This is a genomic window from Sphingobium sp. PNB (assembly GCF_019873065.1).
Classification (GTDB): Bacteria; Pseudomonadota; Alphaproteobacteria; order Sphingomonadales; family Sphingomonadaceae; genus Sphingobium; species Sphingobium fuliginis.
Genome location: NZ_JAINEZ010000002.1, coordinates 104848 through 119677 on the forward strand (window position 1 = coordinate 104848; position 14830 = coordinate 119677).

Sequence of the window (14830 nt, forward strand, 5' to 3'; positions counted from 1 at the left end):
GCGGCGGGCCGTCCGTATCAGCAGGGATGGAACATGTTTCGTCTCTCCAGCCGGCCAGCCTGTCCAGGCAGGACCGCCTGCGCTCCATCCTGGGCGGGTCGATCGGCAATCTGATCGAATGGTATGACTGGTACGTCTATTCTGCCTTCACCCTCTATTTCGCCCCCGTCTTCTTTCCTTCGGACGACAGCACCGCGCAACTGCTGAACGCGGCGGCGATCTTTGCCGTGGGCTTTCTGATGCGCCCCATCGGCGCCTGGGTCATGGGCATCTATGCCGACCGAAGGGGCCGGAAGGCAGGCCTGACCCTGTCGGTCATGCTGATGGCGGGCGGTTCGCTGATGATTGCGGCGATCCCCGGCTATGCATCGATCGGCGTGATGGCGCCGCTGCTGCTGCTGTTCGCGCGCCTGATGCAGGGGCTGTCGATCGGCGGAGAATATGGCGCCAGCGCGACCTATCTTTCCGAAATGGCGCAGCAGCGGCAGCGCGGCTTCTTTTCCAGCTTCCAATATGTGACGCTGATCGCGGGGCAGTTGCTGGCCCTCTGCGTGCTGTTGCTGCTCCAGCTTGCCCTGACGGAACATCAGCTCGAAAGCTGGGGCTGGCGCGTGCCCTTCGTCATTGGCGGGCTGATGGCGGTGGGCGTCTATCGCCTGCGCCGGGGTCTCAGGGAAACCGAGGCGTTCGAGCAGAGCGCGGCGGTGGAGGAGCAGCCGCGATCGAGCGGATGGAACCTCATTCGCCGCCATCCCCGCGAAGTGCTGCTGGTGATGGCGCTGACGGCGGGCGGTACGCTCGCCTTCTACGCCTACAGCACCTATATGCAGAAGTTCCTGGTGAACAGCGCCGGCTTCGGCCGGCAGACGGCGACCGCCATCATGGCCTCGGCCCTGTTCATCTACATGCTGCTGCAACCCATGGCCGGATGGCTTTCCGACCGGATCGGGCGAAAGCCTTTGCTGATTGGCTTCGGGGCGGGCGGCGTGCTGTTCACCACGATGATCTTTACGACGCTGGAAACGGTGACCTCCTCTTTCAGCGCGTTCCTGCTGGTGCTGGCGGGACTGGTCATCGTCACCGGTTATACCTCGATCAACGCAATCGTGAAGGCGGAACTGTTCCCGGCCAATATCCGCGCACTGGGCGTCGCGCTGCCCTATGCGCTGGCGAACACATTGTTCGGCGGCACGGCCGAATATGCCGCGCTCTGGCTGAAACATGCCGGAATGGAGGGCGGCTTCTACTGGTATGTCACCGCCATGATCGGGGTCTCGCTGATCGTCTATCTGCGCATGCCCGATACCCGCAACACCAGCCGCATCTAGCTGTGGAAAGAAGGGGGAGCCCCATGAAGACCAAGATCCCGTCCCTGTGCCATATCCTGCCGGCGATGATCCTCTGCCAGCCTGCCGTCGCCCAAGACCCGGCGCCGGCGGAACCGCCGTTCACCTCCGTCCAGACCGCCGATTTCGCCATTGCCGGTTCGCTGTCCAACAGTTGGGCGGATTTCGACAATGACGGCGATCTCGACCTGGCCGTATCGTTGAAGGGCGGCGACATCCGTCTATACCGCAACGACAAAGGCCGCTTCGTGAATGTCGGACCGGAACTGGGCCTGCCGACCTCCGGCCCGGAAATGCGGGGCGTCGCATGGGGCGATTATGATGGCGACGGGTGGATCGACCTGCTGGGCGGGGCCACCATGCCGGGCGATATGAGCCTTGTCTTCCACAATGAGGGCGGACGGAAATTCACCAATGTCGCCTCGGAACTGGGCCTTACCATCCCCAACCGTTCGGCGCGTCAGACGAGCTGGGTCGATTATGACAATGACGGCGACCTCGACGTCTATGCGGCCAACCGCATCGGTCCCAACAGCCTGTTCCGCAACGATGGCGGCAGGTTCGTGCAGGTTTCGCAGGGTGCGGGCATATCCGACCCGCGGCCCACGGTGGGCGCCTGCTGGTTCGACTATGATCGCGACGGTTTTCTCGACGTCTTCCTCGCCAACCAGTCGGGCGCGGCGGACGCGCTCTGGCGCAACAATGGCGATGGCAGCTTCACCGACGTCGCCCCGCAACTGGGCATGGACAATCCGGGCCGGTCGAAGGAGGAAGGCGGGGTCGGCTGCGCCGTCGGCGACTATGACAATGACGGCTTTCTCGACCTGTTCGTGCCCAATTACGGCATCAATACGCTCTATCATAATAATGGCGATGGCAGCTTCACCAATGTCGCGAAGGAATTGGGTGTCGCCATCGACAATCACGCCGTCGGCGCCGCCTGGGGCGACTATGACAATGACGGCTTCATCGACCTTTATGTCACGTCCTACCACGGCCCGCGCGATCAGCAGCAGCCCAGGGACAGCCTGTTCCACAATGAAGGCGGCAGGGGCTTCCGCCAGGTCCTGACAGAAAAGTCCGGGCTGAACGTCGGGGACCATGGGGTGCAGTGGGTCGATTATGACCGGGATGGAGCGCTCGATCTCTCTGTCATGCGCGGCTATACCAGCCAGGGCGGACATTTCCTGTTCCACAATGATCTGGATCGCGCGGCGGCCAAGCGCAGCCTGTCCGTCACGCTACTCGATGCGAAGGGGCGCTTTACCCGCATGGGGGCGGAAGTGCGCCTGTATGACAAGGCGGGCAAGATCCTCGCCACGCGCCAGCTTTCGACCGGCGACGGCTATAATTCGGAAAATGCGGCGCCCCTGCATTTCGGCCTGAAGTCGATGGAAGCAGTGAAGGTGGAAGTCACCTGGATGGCCCGCGATGGGCGCAAGGTCCAGACGCTGCGTAACGTAAATCCGGCGCGCTATCTGGGCAAATCTCTCGTGATCAGGGAACGGTAGCGCATGACCGTTCCGGAAGGGCGATGGGGCGTCACCTGTCGCCCCTCCGCAGCGACGCCTGTCGACTGAAACCGGCGCGTCCGGCAGAAGTCAGGATCGAATCGTTCTGCGGGGCATGGGCGCGGCTGCACAGCACGTCGCGATAATGGCGCTCAAGCGGATTATTGCGGGTAAGCCCGGGATTGCCGGTGGCCTCCACCGCCAGCGCGACGGCATCGATGGCGTTGCCGGTGATGAGATATTTGAGGAGTTGCGCGTCCGACGCGGACGGCGGCGACCCTTCATCGGTACGGCGGATCAGGTCCTGCAGCAATATCCTGTTGTTCAGCAGAAGCGCGTCAATGCGGCCCAGCAGTTCCTGATAACGATAAAGGGAGGATAGGGGCGCGCCCAGATTTGTCGGTATGCGGCTGCTCGCAAATTCCGCGAACCAGTTGCGCCCTTGTTGCGCCACCGCGTCGTAGAGGCTGCCGAGCAGGCCGACCATCCATGCGAGCTGGAGCGAATTATCCTCGTTCCATTCCTCCGGCCGCCGCAAGTCGACGGCGTGGTCGAACGGAATCGCCACATCGGTCAGGATGACGTCGTGGCTGCCGCTTGCGCGCATCCCCGCATGATTCCAGGTTTCCTCTATGCGTATGCCCGGGCTGCCTGCCGGCACGAGGAAGTAGCCGACAAGCGGATCGTCGCCCTCGGTACGGCCCCAGACGATCATGTAGCTCAGGATCGGGCTTCCGGTGGAGAAGAGCTTGTGACCGGAAATCCGCCAGCCTTCCCCGTCGCGCTTCCCCGTGGTGGCCGGCAGGCCGCCGCGCGTGGGCGTGCCCAGTTCCGGCTCAACACGCAATGCATTGGAAAGCGCCCCCCGCGATACTGCTTCGGCCTCGACACGGCGGCGCAGATGTGCGGGCCAGCGGTCCTTGCCGCGCATACCGGCGTGGGTCAGATACTGCATGATGAGGACCAGCGCCGTTGAGGGGTCCCCCTTCGCAATCTCCCGCACGACTCGGCTGGTCTCCGCAAGGTCCGCGCCCCGGCCACCTCTTTCGGGCGCAATCGTCAGCGCCAATAATCCATGCTCTTGCAAGGCGGCGAAATTTGCAAAGGGAAAGGAAGCGTCGCGATCATGGTCGGCGGCGGTTGCAGCGAAACGCTCGCGTAAAATGGCCAACACATCGTCCGGGACAGGAGTGGGCCGCAAGTCGGATGCTGTCGCCATTATTTCCCCAGCGCTATATCAAAAAAGGACCGATTGCCGATGGCTGATCGACGTCTTTCCTCGCCGCTTCCGCCCGCTGCCGGAACTCGACAACATCTCCGATCAGGCGAGCGATCAACCCTGTCGAGCCACCATGAAAGCCAATGGACGCAACAAAAGGGCGCGTCAATTTTATATCATAAATCCCAATATCGCATTTTCTCATTGGGGCAGGCGCCTGATGTTCCCCACCGGCTTCTCCTCCAGCCATAATCGGAATCCCCATAAAGTGTCGGCCTGAAGTCGGTCGCCCCCGGTGAGCCATTAAATTCTCGAGTTCATGCTTGAGAAAAATTCAGATGTGAGCGCCGGCAGCCAGGTATATTCCCTATGCCGATCCTTGAACCTGCCATGCCGACATCGGCTTTGGAGGCAGGAACATCTTGGCTGGAGCAAGCGAGCATGTTCATCGCAACTTCTATCGCGATTTCAAAATGACGACCCATCCTTATCCTGTATCGCCCGCCCGAGCGCCGGGCCGGCCGCACGGCATTCATGAGCAACTTGCGCGGCAGGCCGTGCTGGAACACGGACCCTTCGGCAAGAGTCGCCGTGCCGGGGAACTGACATGTCCTTGATCATCGCCAGCCAGTTGGAACCCGATTTCAACCGCAGCCTTGGCCTGCACCCGTCTGCCCCGACCCTGATCGACGTGGCGGAGGATGAACCGTGGACCGCCGCGAACGAGGCGGACATATTGCTGGTGCGGCCTTCCCTTGCCTGGCGGCGATCCACTCAGGAGGCCCGGCCGAAAATATGGCCGGGGCGGCTCAAATGGGTCTATAGCGCCTCGGCCGGGGTGGATTTCTACCCCGGCTGGCTGCTGGACGCCCCGCTCGTCACCTGCGGTCGCGGCGTCGCATCGGAGGAGATCGCGGACTATGTGATCGCCGCCATCTATGCCCATGCCAAGAATCTGGAGGCGGCGACTGCCCGTTCGCGCGATCAGTGGGTTCCTCGCCCGCTGGGCCGCGTATCCGGGACGACCATCGGCATCGTCGGGCTGGGCGCGATCGGCGCAGCGGTGGCGCGGCGCGGCCTGGCGCTGGGCGCGCAGGTCATCGGCCTGCGGCGAAGCGGCGCGCAATCAGGCATCAGCGGCGTGCAGCATGTCCGCGACCTGGAAACGCTGGCGGCGGAGGCGGATCATATCGTCATCGCCGTGCCCGGAACGCCGGAGACCCGCCACCTCTTCAACGAAGCCCTGTTCGCCCGGATCAAGCCCGGCGCGCATCTCATCAACATAGCGCGGGGCTCGGTGATCGATCAGGAGGCGCTTATCGATGCGCTGGACAGCGAGCGGCTGGGTTTCGCAACGCTGGACGTCACCGATCCGGAGCCGCTGCCCGAGGGGCATGCACTCTACACCCATCCGCGCGTACGGCTGACGCCGCATATCTCCAGCAACTACAGCCTGATCCGCCACCGCTTGCTGGAGAAGGTGAACGACGATCTGTCCCGCTTCATCCGCGGCGAAAAGCCCAGCGACATCGTCGACCCGGCACGTGGCTATTAGGAAGGAGCCGCATCAGGACCGATCCGGAGCGATGCCGTCGAACATATCATCATCGTCATGCTGAACCGGTTTCGGCATGGCGGTTCGGCGGCGGCGATGGCCGGCGACAATTTGCCGTCCGGCGCGCCAAGGCGATTTCCAGGCAATGACTGGGCAATCCATAACGACAACGACAGGCCGAAAGCTGCGATCCGGTCAATCGGATCCGAAACCGCGCTACAGCGTCTGCACCGTTTCCCGCGCCAATTCGGCCAGCCGATGCGCCGCCTTGTCCAGTTTTTCCCCAGCCCGCAGGATCGCGGCGACGCGCGGGAGTTGCGGCAGGCCGTCATGCTCCAGCACCTGGTCGTTCTCCAGGAACAGATGCGTGCGGCAGGTAATGCCCAGGCCAGCCCCCACCGCCGCCTTCAGCGTCGCCAGATTGGGCGTCTCCACCGCGATCCGCCATTGCAGCCCGCTATCCTCCAGCGCCCGGATCGCCGCCTCCCGGAAACGGCAAGGTTCCTCCAGCACGGCGAGCGGGATCACCTCCCGCTCCGCCAGCGCGGCCTCGCCATACCAGCTCATCGGCGCGACCGTCACCGCATGCGGATCGTTGGGCGCGGCGAAACCCAGCAGGATGTCCAGCTCGCGCCGGTCGAGCAATGTCTGCAACTCCGCCGTGCCGGCGACCCGCGCATAGATTTGCGCATCGGGATGCAGTTCGGAAAAGCGCGACAGCAGTCCGCTGAGCAGGCTGTCCGCGAAATCCTGCACCATGCCGATGCGCGCCGGGCCGGCGAAACGGCCTGCGCTGACCGCCGCGACCGCCTCGTCATGCAGCATCAGCACCCGCCGCGCATAATCGAGCAGCACTTCCCCGGCAGAGGTCAGGTTCAGCCGCCGACCTTCCCGCAGGAACAGGGTCTGCTGCACCAGTTCCTCCAGCCGCTTGATCTGGAGGCTGAGCGCGGACTGGGTCACGAACACCTGCTCCGACGCGTTCAGCATCGACCCCGTGTCCACGATGGCGACGAAGCTGCGGAGCAGATTGGTAGGCAGATTGACCGGCATGAAAACCTCATAGCAAGGGAAGCACAGCCGATCCGAAGCCGGGAACGGAGTCGCAGCCTTATCGCGAAGACTTATATATCAATCAAAATAGTAGAGATTTAAAGAGGGCATAAAAATCTTGGCCACAACGATCCGGACGCGCAAACCCGCCATTTTCTGCGGCCGAACGCGTCCGATTCAGGTTCAACCGGTTCGAATGAGCGCTGCTCATAGGTCGGCCAATTAAAACTTAATTGAAACAGTAGAGAATTCATGTTGGGCTTTCCCTCACCTATCGAGAGGGCGAGTTGATGACGGTTTTGACGGCGGACAGGCGCGGCCATGCGCATGGCGGGGTGCAGAAATTTTCCCTGGCGCGCTTCGGCGGACGCTGGCTTTCGCCCGTCCTCTTGCTGCTGCTGTGGGAATTGGGGTCACGCAGCGGCCTGATTCCCGAACGCACGCTGGCCGCGCCCTCGGCCGTCATCGGGACGCTGGTGGAGATGCTGCTGTCGGGCGAACTGCCCTCGAACCTGCTGGTGTCCTTCGCCCGAGTCGCCGTCGGCCTGCTGATCGGGGTGGGGCTTGGCCTCGCCCTCGGTCTGGTCGCCGGACTGTCCCGCACCGGAGAGCTGGCGGTCGACCCGCTGATGCAGATCAAGCGGACCATTCCCGTGCTGGCGCTCACGCCGCTTTTCATCGTCTGGTTCGGGATCGGGGAAACGCCCAAGATCGCGCTCATCGCCTTCGCGGCGGTCTTTCCGGTCTATCTCAATCTCTACAGCGGCATCCGCGGCGTCGACCTGCGCCTGCTGGATGCGGCGAAAAGCTTCGGCCTCAGCCGTTGGGAGCAGATCTGGCACGTCGTCCTGCCTTCCGCCTTGCCTTCGCTGCTGGTCGGGCTGCGCTACGCCCTGTCCGTGGCCATATTGGTCCTGGTCGTGGCGGAGCAGATCAACGCCTCGGCCGGGCTCGGCTATCTCATCAACAATGCCCGCGATTTCATGCGGACCGACATCATCGTCGTCTGCCTCATGGTCTATGCCATTCTCGGCCTTGGCGCCGACTGGCTGGTCCGCACCGTCGAAGCCCGCGCCCTGATCTGGCGCCCCAGCATAGTGGAGCAATAAGCATGGACGCCCGTCTCGGATTCACCGCCCTGCAAAGCGCCGCCGGCCACAGCGATATTCCGCATCCCGAACCGGTGGTGAGGCTGCGCGATTTCACCCGACGTTTCGGCCCCAACACGATCATCGACGGCCTGGACCTCGACATCGCGCCCGGCGAGTTCATCGCGCTGCTGGGTCGTTCGGGTTCGGGCAAGACCACCCTGCTGCGGACCCTCGCCGGGCTGGACGAGGTGCGGGGTCAGGATGTGGAAGTCCCCGATTCCCGCGCCGTGGTGTTCCAGGATGCGCGGCTGCTGCCCTGGAAGCCGGTATGGAAGAATGTCGCCCTGGGCCTCAAGGGCGACCGGGTGCGCGACCGCAGCGAAGCCGCGCTCAAGGAGGTCGGCCTTGGTCATCGGCTCGACGCCTGGCCGCTGACGCTCTCCGGCGGGGAGGCGCAACGCGTCGCGCTCGCCCGCGCTCTGGTGCGCGAACCCAAGCTGCTGCTGCTCGACGAGCCCTTCGCCGCCCTCGACGCGCTGACCCGTTATCGCATGCACGACCTCGTCCTGTCGCTCTGGCGCGCGCACCGGCCCGCCGTGCTGATCGTGACCCATGATGTGGAGGAGGCGATCGCGCTGGCCGACCGGGTGCTGGTGCTCGACAAGGGGCGCATCGTCGCGCAGGAGCGGATCGCGGTTCCGCGCGGCGAACGCTCCGCTATTTCCGGGCGGCTGCGCGAAAAACTGCTCTCCTATCTCGGTGGCGAGGATCATGGCGAGGGCGTCGTTCCTTTCGCGCCTATTGCCGAGGCAGCCGAATGAACGCTGTCTCGACCCTGCAACGACCCGTCGAGGGCGCCGCGGACATCGGTCGCCTGCGCGGCTTCGTCACCGCCTTTGCCGACCTGCTGGCGGCGACCCGCGATGAAGGGGCGATATTGGAAAGCGGACGCGCCCTGCTGAGCCGCCTGATCGCCAGGGACGACTGGCTGCCGGAGCAATTCACCTGCCCGCATCCGGATCGCTATCAGCAATATCTGCTCCATTGCGACAGCCGGGAACGGTTCAGCGTCGTCAGCTTCGTCTGGGGGCCGGGCCAGTCGACCCCGATCCATGATCATACCGTCTGGGGCCTGGTCGGCGTGCTGCGCGGCGCGGAAAAGGTCGAGCGCTTCCGCCAGTCGCCCGATGGCCGGCTGATCCCGCACGGCGAACAATTTCTGCGGGAGGGCGAAGTCGACGCCGTCTCCCCCCGCATCGGCGACATTCATCGCGTGACCAATGGCCTGCCCGACCGGCCGTCGATCAGCATCCATGTCTACGGCGCCAATATCGGCGCGGTCGAGCGGGCGACCTATGCCGCCGACGGCACGCCCAAGACCTTCATATCGGGTTACGCCAACGGCGTGATCCCCAACCTCTGGGACAGATCGAGAAACGCATGACCACCGATACGCTGGACCGTATTCAGACTGCCACGCCGCAGGATATTCGCCGCGCCCTGCTGGTGGGCAGCGAGATCGCCCTGATCGACGTGCGCGAGGAGCATGAATTCGCGCAGGGCCACCCCCTCTTCGCGGCCCAGATTCCGCTGCGCCGTATCGACGAGGAAGCGCGCTGGCGCATCCCCCGGCTCGACACGCCGATCGTCGTCTATGACAATGGCGAAGGTCTTGCGCGCAAGGCGGCCGTGCGGTTCGAGGGGCTGGGCTATACCGACGTCCGCGAACTGGAAGGCGGCCTCACCGGCTGGCGCGAGGCGGGCTATGAGCTGTTCGAGGATGTGAACAGCTATTCCAAGGCCTTTGGCGAACTGGTCGAACATCGTCGCCATACGCCCTCGCTGGCGGCGGAGGAGGTACAGGCGCTGATCCGGGAAAAGGCCGACATCGCGATCCTCGATGCCCGCCGCTACGACGAATATAACACGATGAGCATTCCGACCGGCACCAGCGTGCCCGGCGCCGAACTGGTGCTGCGCGCCCGGACCATCGCGCCCGATCCCGATACGACGATCATCGTCAACTGCGCTGGCCGGACGCGGTCGATCATCGGCACGCAGTCGCTGGTCAATGCCGGCCTGCCCAACCGCATCTTCGCGCTGCGCAACGGCACGATCGGCTGGACGCTGGCCGGGCAGGATCTGGAGACCGGCCAGACCCGCGTCGCGCCGGAGGTGGACAATCGCTCGGCGGAGGAGGCTCGCGCCCATGCCCGCGATGTCGCTTATCGCGCCGGGGTGAAGCGCATCGGCTGGGACGAACTGGAGGAGCTGAAGGCGGACAGGGCCCGCACCCTCTATCTCTTTGACGTGCGCCAGCCGCGCGAATATGAGGGCGGCCATCTCCCCGGCTTCCGCAACGCGCAGGGCGGCCAGTTGGTGCAGGAAACCGACCATAATGCCCCGGTGCGCGGCGCGCGCATCGTCGTCACCGACGACCTCGGTCCCCGCGCCGACATGACCGCCTCCTGGCTCGCGCAACTGGGGTGGGAGGTCTTCGTGCTCGACGTCGACTGGTCCGCCGTGACGCTGGAGAAGGGGCCGGACGGCGCGCCCGGCCCGCGCGGGCCGGAGGGCCGCTACAAGCGCCCTTATGAAGGCACCGACAACAAGGCCGCCGCCATGCAGGCCTATCTCGACTGGGAATATGGCCTCGTCGCCCAATTGGAGCGCGACGGCACCCACGGCTTCTTCGTGATCTGATCGGGAAGGAAACGATCATGAGCGTCAAGTTCATCGGCTATATCGGCTTCAACAACAGCTCCGAAATCCAGTCGGCGGTGCGCAGCCGCGCGCTCGACAGGGATTATGTCGAAGCGGCGGCGAAGGCGCAGGAGGAGGGCGGCTTCGACCGCGTGCTGATACCCTTCAGCTCCAACAGCCCGGAAAGCCAGATCGTCGCGGCCCATGCGGCGGCGATTACTTCGACCCTGGGCTTTCTGGTCGCGCACCGGCCCGGCTTCACCCAGCCCACCGTCGCGGCGCGCCAACTGGCGACGCTGGATCAATTGTCGGGCGGCCGCGTCGCCGTCCACATCATCACCGGCGGTGCCGACGAGGAAATGGCGCGGGACGGCGACACCAGAAGCGTGAAGGCGGAACGCTACGCCCGCACCGACGAATATCTGTCGATCCTGCGGCAGGAATGGACAGCGGCCCAGCCCTTCGACCATCAGGGCAGGTTCTACGACGTCAAGCAGGCGTTCAGCGCCGTCAAGCCCGATAATCTGCCGGTCTTCTTCGGCGGTTCGTCGCCCGAGGCGATCGAGGTCGCGGGGCGCCATGCCGATGTCTATGCTCTTTGGGGCGAAACGCTGGAGGCGGTGCAGGACACCGTTCGGCAGGTGCGCCGCTCGGCGGTGCGCTATGGCCGCGATCCCGGCTTCTCGCTGTCGCTGCGCCCGGTGATCGCGGATACGGAGGAAGCGGCGTGGAAGCGCGCGGCGGAGATCGAGGAGCAGGTGCGTGAGAACCGCAACGCCGCCGGGCTGCCGCTGACCGGCCACCGCCCGCCCAATGCGGGGTCGCTCCGCCTGCTTGAAACCGCCAGCGCGAACCGGCGCGACAAGCGGCTATGGACCGGCGTCGCCGCGCTGACCGGCGCATCGGGCAACAGCACGGGGCTGGTCGGCACGCCCGAGCAGGTGGCCGACGCCATGCTCGATTATTATGACGTCGGCATCGACCATTTCCTGATCCGCGGCTTCGATCCGCTGGCGGATTCCATCCTCTATGGCCGGGAACTGCTCCCCGTCGTGCGGCGCAAGGTGGCCGAGCGCGAAAAGGCCGAACTGGCGCTGGCGGGCTGACATGGCGAAAAACAGGGGTGCGATCATCGCGGTGGCGCTGGTGGCGGTGGCGGGCTTCGGCCTTGCCGCCGCGAAATTCGGTGGCGGCGACGACACGGTGCTGCGCGTCGCCAACCAGAAGGGGCAGGTCAAATCCATGATGATCGCCTCGGGCGTTCTAAAGGATGCGCCCTACACGGTCGAATGGTCGGAATTTCCCGCCGCCCAGCCCTTGCTGGAAGCGGTGGGCGGCGGCGCCGCGGACCTCGGCCTTGCCGCCGACGCGCCCTTCATCTTCGCCTATCAGAGCGGCAGCCCGGTCAAGGTGATAGGCATCCAGACGCCCTTCGCCCAGGCTGGCGAAGCGCTGGCCATATTGGTGAAGAACGGATCGCCCGCGCATTCGATACAGGATCTGATCGGCAAGTCGGTCGCCACGACGCGCGGATCGATCGGCCATCACCTGCTGCTCCAGGCGCTGGAGCGGGCGCATATCCCGGCGGATCGGGTGCGCGTCACCTTCCTGCCGCCCGGCGACGCCAAGGCCGCCTTCGACAGCGGGGCCATCGACGCCTGGTCCATTTGGACGCCCTATACCAATGTGGCGATCAAGGAAGGCGCGCGGGCCGTCGTCGATGCGAAGGATTATGGCCTGCCGGTCTATATCGACATCGCCCATGGCGATTCCATCGGCCCCAAGCGCGCCCTGCTTGCCGATTTCCTCCGGCGGGAGGCGAAGGCCGTCGAGTGGGCCCGCGCGCATCCGGACGAATTCGCGCAGGTGCTGGCCAAGGAAACCGGACTGCCGCTCGACATCGCCCGCGCCAGTTTCGACCGCAACAACCGCGTGGCGCGGCCCATCGACGGCAAGATCGTCGCGCATGAGCAGGACATCACGCAACGCTTTCAGAGAGCCGGTCTGACCGAGGGCAAGCGCCCGGTGGCCGACGCCTTCGACCGCAGCTTCGGCACGGGCGGATGAAGCTGAGCTTCGTCGCCGCCAAGCATATCTAAAATTCAGATTTACTCATGAATCGGCTAGCAAAGTCATTTCTCAATCATATCGATAGTAAATAGATGGTCCCCGGAAACCGGGGGATATATTCATGAACCTTGACCGCCTTTATCTGTGCTCGACCGCGCTTGCCGCGGTACTTCTGACGTCCTCGCCCTCGCTCGCGCAGACCGTTGCAACACCTGACAGCGCGGATGCCGAGGCGGCCGATTCGAGCGCCATCATCGTAACCGGCGTGCGCGGCGCGCCCCGGACCGTGGCGGAAAGCCCCGCGCCCATCGATGTGGTCGGCGCGGAGAAGTTGCAGGCCACCGGCTCGGCCGAATTTGGCGAAGCGCTGTCCAAATTGCTGCCCTCGCTCAATTTCGGCGCGACCCATGCGGGCGTCTTCTCCATCGGGCGCCCCGTCACCAATCGCGGCCTGGCGCCCGCCTACACATTGGTGCTGGTCAACGGCAAACGGCGGCACAATGGCGCCTTCCTCAACAATTCGACCGCCGACACCTCGGGCGCGAACCCGGTCGACATCGACCTCATTCCCACCAGCGCGATCGACCGGATCGAGGTGCTGAAGGACAGCGCCGCCGCCCAATATGGCACGGACGCCATAGCCGGGGTCATCAATATCCAACTCGCGAAGAAGGAAGGGCTGAGCGGCGATTTCACCTATGGCACGCTCTACGACGCCAATGGCAGGCCGGACAGCTGGAAGGGCACGATTCGCTACGGCACGAAGATCGGGGAGGATGGCTTCCTGACCGTGAGCGGCGACATCCGCAAGCGCGGCGGCGCCTGGTGGAATCTGCCCGCGACCGATGCGAACATCTACGGCCTTCCCGCCAACCGCACGGTGGACCAGGTGGCGGCGACCAGCGGCCTCACCCGCGATCAGGTGCTGGCCAATGTCGCCGCCGCCAATGCCCGCAACGCCCAATGGAGCCGCGACGGCGCGCATAATGGCGACCCGCAGATCAAGGCGTTCAACCTTGCCTATAATGCCGAACTGCCGGTGACGGAGAATGCCGCCCTCTACAGCTTCGGCACCTATGGCGAGCGCGACGCCCAGATCGGCAATAATTTCCGCCGCCCCAACAGCACCGCCAATTTCACCGCGCTTTTCCCGGACGGCTATTATCCGCTCAACAATATAGACGAGAACGACTTCCAGTTCGTCGGCGGTCTTCGGGGGACGCTCTGGGGCTGGGACTATGATGTCAGCTCCTCCTTCGGCCGCAACTACAGCCATCAATATTCGAAGCTGTCCGTTCGTCCTTCGCTGGGACCGACCAGTCCGACAAGCTGGCCCAATCTCGCCAATTTCGAGTTCCGGCAATGGAGCGATATTTAGGTCGCGTTGACAAAATGCTTCAACCATAGCCTTGCGGCGGCGAGGTTAAGGAAGCTGAGGTAGGAAAGCGCGGTTTTCTCGAAGCGTGTCGCGATGCGGCGTTGGTGCTTGAGGAAGCCGAACATGCGCTCGACGCGATTGCGATCTCGATAGCGTCGATAGTCAGGATGCTCTGGTACCTTGCGGTTCGAACGCGGTGGGATGACCGGCAAAATGTTGCTCAGGAGCAGGTTCTCGCGGAAGCGGTCGCCATCATAGCCTTTGTCGGCAAGCAAGGCGGCGGGCTTTGGCACTGGCATGGCCATCAGGCTATCGACGCCGCTGTAATCGGACGCCTCGCCGCCCGTCAGGTGGAAGCCGAGAGGGAGGCCTTGATTGTCGCAGCGGGCGTGGACCTTGCACGTAAAGCCGCCGCGTGATCGACCAAAAGCCTGCGCACAAGCCCCCCTTTTCCGCCCACGGCCGAGACATGGCCGCGAACCGTGGTGCTGTCGATCATGTGCTGCCAGTCGTCGGTCAGGCCAAGATCGACCAGTGTTTGCAGCATGGCATCCCAGACGCCCTGCTCGGCCCAACGGCGGAAGCGGACGTAGACCGAGTTCCACTTCCCATAGCGTTCATGCATGTCCCGCCAGGGGCAGCCAATCCGCAAGACGTGCAGCATTCCGTTGAGGTAGCGCCGGTTATCTCCGGCAGGGCGAGCATGCCTGCCCCGCTCGGGTGGGAGAAGCGGCCCGATCAATTCCCATTCTGCGTCGCTCAGGTCGCCGCGATCCATGCCTGCCCTTCCAAAAGCCAAGCTTGAATCAGAACTTCACCGAGTTGGGAATCCCTTTTGTCAACGCGACCTAGGACCAGAACGACCAACAAAGTCTCAAGTGAATTAAAATAAATTGCCTTTTAT

General features: G+C 64.2%; 14 protein-coding genes and 1 pseudogene. 11 read left to right on the top strand and 4 right to left on the bottom strand.

Annotated elements, in window-relative coordinates:
- Window positions 1–26 precede the first annotated feature (26 nt).
- Both K7W03_RS01220 and K7W03_RS01225 read left to right on the top strand, forming a co-directional pair.
- Window positions 27–1328: an MFS transporter gene (locus K7W03_RS01220; protein ID WP_048575957.1), complete on the top strand. Its 1302-nt coding sequence runs from the start codon at window positions 27–29 to the stop codon at window positions 1326–1328.
- Window positions 1329–1351: 23 nt separating this feature from the next.
- On the top strand, window positions 1352–2857 hold the full coding sequence (locus K7W03_RS01225) for a CRTAC1 family protein (protein ID WP_222885307.1): 1506 nt from the start codon (window positions 1352–1354) through the stop codon (window positions 2855–2857).
- A 31-nt stretch (window positions 2858–2888) separates the two neighbouring features.
- On the opposite strand, the gene K7W03_RS01230 is transcribed toward K7W03_RS01225, so the two are convergent.
- Entirely contained in the window at window positions 2889–4031 is a 1143-nt protein-coding gene (locus tag K7W03_RS01230; protein WP_319024279.1) for an acyl-CoA dehydrogenase family protein, read from the bottom strand.
- 16 nt (window positions 4032–4047) lie between these two features.
- Between K7W03_RS01230 and K7W03_RS01235 the strand changes: the two genes are divergently transcribed.
- Complete coding sequence (locus K7W03_RS01235) at window positions 4048–4356, top strand: hypothetical protein (RefSeq protein ID WP_222885309.1); 309 nt, start codon at window positions 4048–4050, stop codon at window positions 4354–4356.
- Window positions 4357–4393: 37 nt separating this feature from the next.
- Here the strand turns inward: K7W03_RS01235 and K7W03_RS01240 are convergent, their stop codons facing one another.
- Window positions 4394–4561, bottom strand: a complete 168-nt coding sequence (locus tag K7W03_RS01240; protein ID WP_222885310.1) for a hypothetical protein — start codon at window positions 4559–4561, stop codon at window positions 4394–4396.
- A gap of 122 nt (window positions 4562–4683) precedes the next feature.
- Between K7W03_RS01240 and K7W03_RS01245 the strand changes: the two genes are divergently transcribed.
- Complete coding sequence (locus tag K7W03_RS01245; protein WP_025549478.1) at window positions 4684–5631, top strand: D-isomer specific 2-hydroxyacid dehydrogenase family protein; 948 nt, start codon at window positions 4684–4686, stop codon at window positions 5629–5631.
- 216 nt (window positions 5632–5847) lie between these two features.
- Here K7W03_RS01245 and K7W03_RS01250 read toward each other — a convergent pair whose 3' ends face one another.
- Complete coding sequence (locus tag K7W03_RS01250; protein WP_025549479.1) at window positions 5848–6684, bottom strand: LysR substrate-binding domain-containing protein; 837 nt, start codon at window positions 6682–6684, stop codon at window positions 5848–5850.
- A 290-nt stretch (window positions 6685–6974) separates the two neighbouring features.
- Here K7W03_RS01250 and K7W03_RS01255 point away from each other — a divergent pair, with 290 nt between their 5' ends.
- The 7 genes from K7W03_RS01255 to K7W03_RS01285 all read left to right on the top strand — a co-directional run bounded on the left by K7W03_RS01255 (window position 6975) and on the right by K7W03_RS01285 (window position 13926).
- Window positions 6975–7793, top strand: a complete 819-nt coding sequence (locus tag K7W03_RS01255) for an ABC transporter permease (protein ID WP_061936147.1) — start codon at window positions 6975–6977, stop codon at window positions 7791–7793.
- A 2-nt stretch (window positions 7794–7795) separates the two neighbouring features.
- A complete protein-coding gene (locus K7W03_RS01260; protein ID WP_044661067.1) occupies window positions 7796–8596 on the top strand; it encodes an ABC transporter ATP-binding protein in 801 nt (266 codons plus the stop codon).
- Window positions 8593–9219, top strand: coding sequence for a cysteine dioxygenase (locus K7W03_RS01265; RefSeq protein WP_226869604.1), 627 nt, complete (start codon window positions 8593–8595; stop codon window positions 9217–9219). Before K7W03_RS01260 ends, K7W03_RS01265 begins: the two co-directional genes overlap by 4 nt.
- A complete protein-coding gene (locus tag K7W03_RS01270; RefSeq protein ID WP_222885311.1) occupies window positions 9216–10478 on the top strand; it encodes a rhodanese-like domain-containing protein in 1263 nt (420 codons plus the stop codon). The genes K7W03_RS01265 and K7W03_RS01270 overlap by 4 nt, the downstream gene beginning before the upstream one ends.
- 17 nt (window positions 10479–10495) lie before the next feature.
- Window positions 10496–11584, top strand: a complete 1089-nt coding sequence (locus K7W03_RS01275; RefSeq protein ID WP_222885312.1) for an LLM class flavin-dependent oxidoreductase — start codon at window positions 10496–10498, stop codon at window positions 11582–11584.
- A 1-nt stretch (window position 11585) separates the two neighbouring features.
- The gene (locus K7W03_RS01280; RefSeq protein WP_222885313.1) at window positions 11586–12545 is read left to right on the top strand and encodes an ABC transporter substrate-binding protein; all 960 of its coding nucleotides are present in this window, start codon (window positions 11586–11588) and stop codon (window positions 12543–12545) included.
- A gap of 124 nt (window positions 12546–12669) precedes the next feature.
- On the top strand, window positions 12670–13926 hold the full coding sequence (locus K7W03_RS01285; protein ID WP_222885314.1) for a TonB-dependent receptor plug domain-containing protein: 1257 nt from the start codon (window positions 12670–12672) through the stop codon (window positions 13924–13926).
- On the opposite strand, the pseudogene K7W03_RS01290 reads toward K7W03_RS01285, so the two are convergent.
- Window positions 13923–14704 (bottom strand): annotated as a pseudogene (locus K7W03_RS01290) (IS5 family transposase). The gene K7W03_RS01285 and the pseudogene K7W03_RS01290 sit on opposite strands and share 4 nt — an antisense overlap.
- Window positions 14705–14830: the final 126 nt, after the last annotated feature.

Bases quoted from the DNA above. Each gene is read 5' to 3' on its own strand.
- K7W03_RS01220 (WP_048575957.1), top strand. From the start codon at position 27: ATGGAACATGTTTCGTCTCTCCAGCCGGCCAGCCTGTCCAGGCAGGAC.
- K7W03_RS01225 (WP_222885307.1), top strand. From the start codon at position 1,352: ATGAAGACCAAGATCCCGTCCCTGTGCCATATCCTGCCGGCGATGATC.
- K7W03_RS01240 (WP_222885310.1), bottom strand. From the start codon at position 4,561: ATGGGTCGTCATTTTGAAATCGCGATAGAAGTTGCGATGAACATGCTC.
- K7W03_RS01245 (WP_025549478.1), top strand. From the start codon at position 4,684: ATGTCCTTGATCATCGCCAGCCAGTTGGAACCCGATTTCAACCGCAGC.
- K7W03_RS01250 (WP_025549479.1), bottom strand. From the start codon at position 6,684: ATGCCGGTCAATCTGCCTACCAATCTGCTCCGCAGCTTCGTCGCCATC.
- K7W03_RS01255 (WP_061936147.1), top strand. From the start codon at position 6,975: ATGACGGTTTTGACGGCGGACAGGCGCGGCCATGCGCATGGCGGGGTG.
- K7W03_RS01260 (WP_044661067.1), top strand. From the start codon at position 7,796: ATGGACGCCCGTCTCGGATTCACCGCCCTGCAAAGCGCCGCCGGCCAC.
- K7W03_RS01265 (WP_226869604.1), top strand. From the start codon at position 8,593: ATGAACGCTGTCTCGACCCTGCAACGACCCGTCGAGGGCGCCGCGGAC.
- K7W03_RS01270 (WP_222885311.1), top strand. From the start codon at position 9,216: ATGACCACCGATACGCTGGACCGTATTCAGACTGCCACGCCGCAGGAT.
- K7W03_RS01275 (WP_222885312.1), top strand. From the start codon at position 10,496: ATGAGCGTCAAGTTCATCGGCTATATCGGCTTCAACAACAGCTCCGAA.
- K7W03_RS01280 (WP_222885313.1), top strand. From the start codon at position 11,586: ATGGCGAAAAACAGGGGTGCGATCATCGCGGTGGCGCTGGTGGCGGTG.
- K7W03_RS01285 (WP_222885314.1), top strand. From the start codon at position 12,670: ATGAACCTTGACCGCCTTTATCTGTGCTCGACCGCGCTTGCCGCGGTA.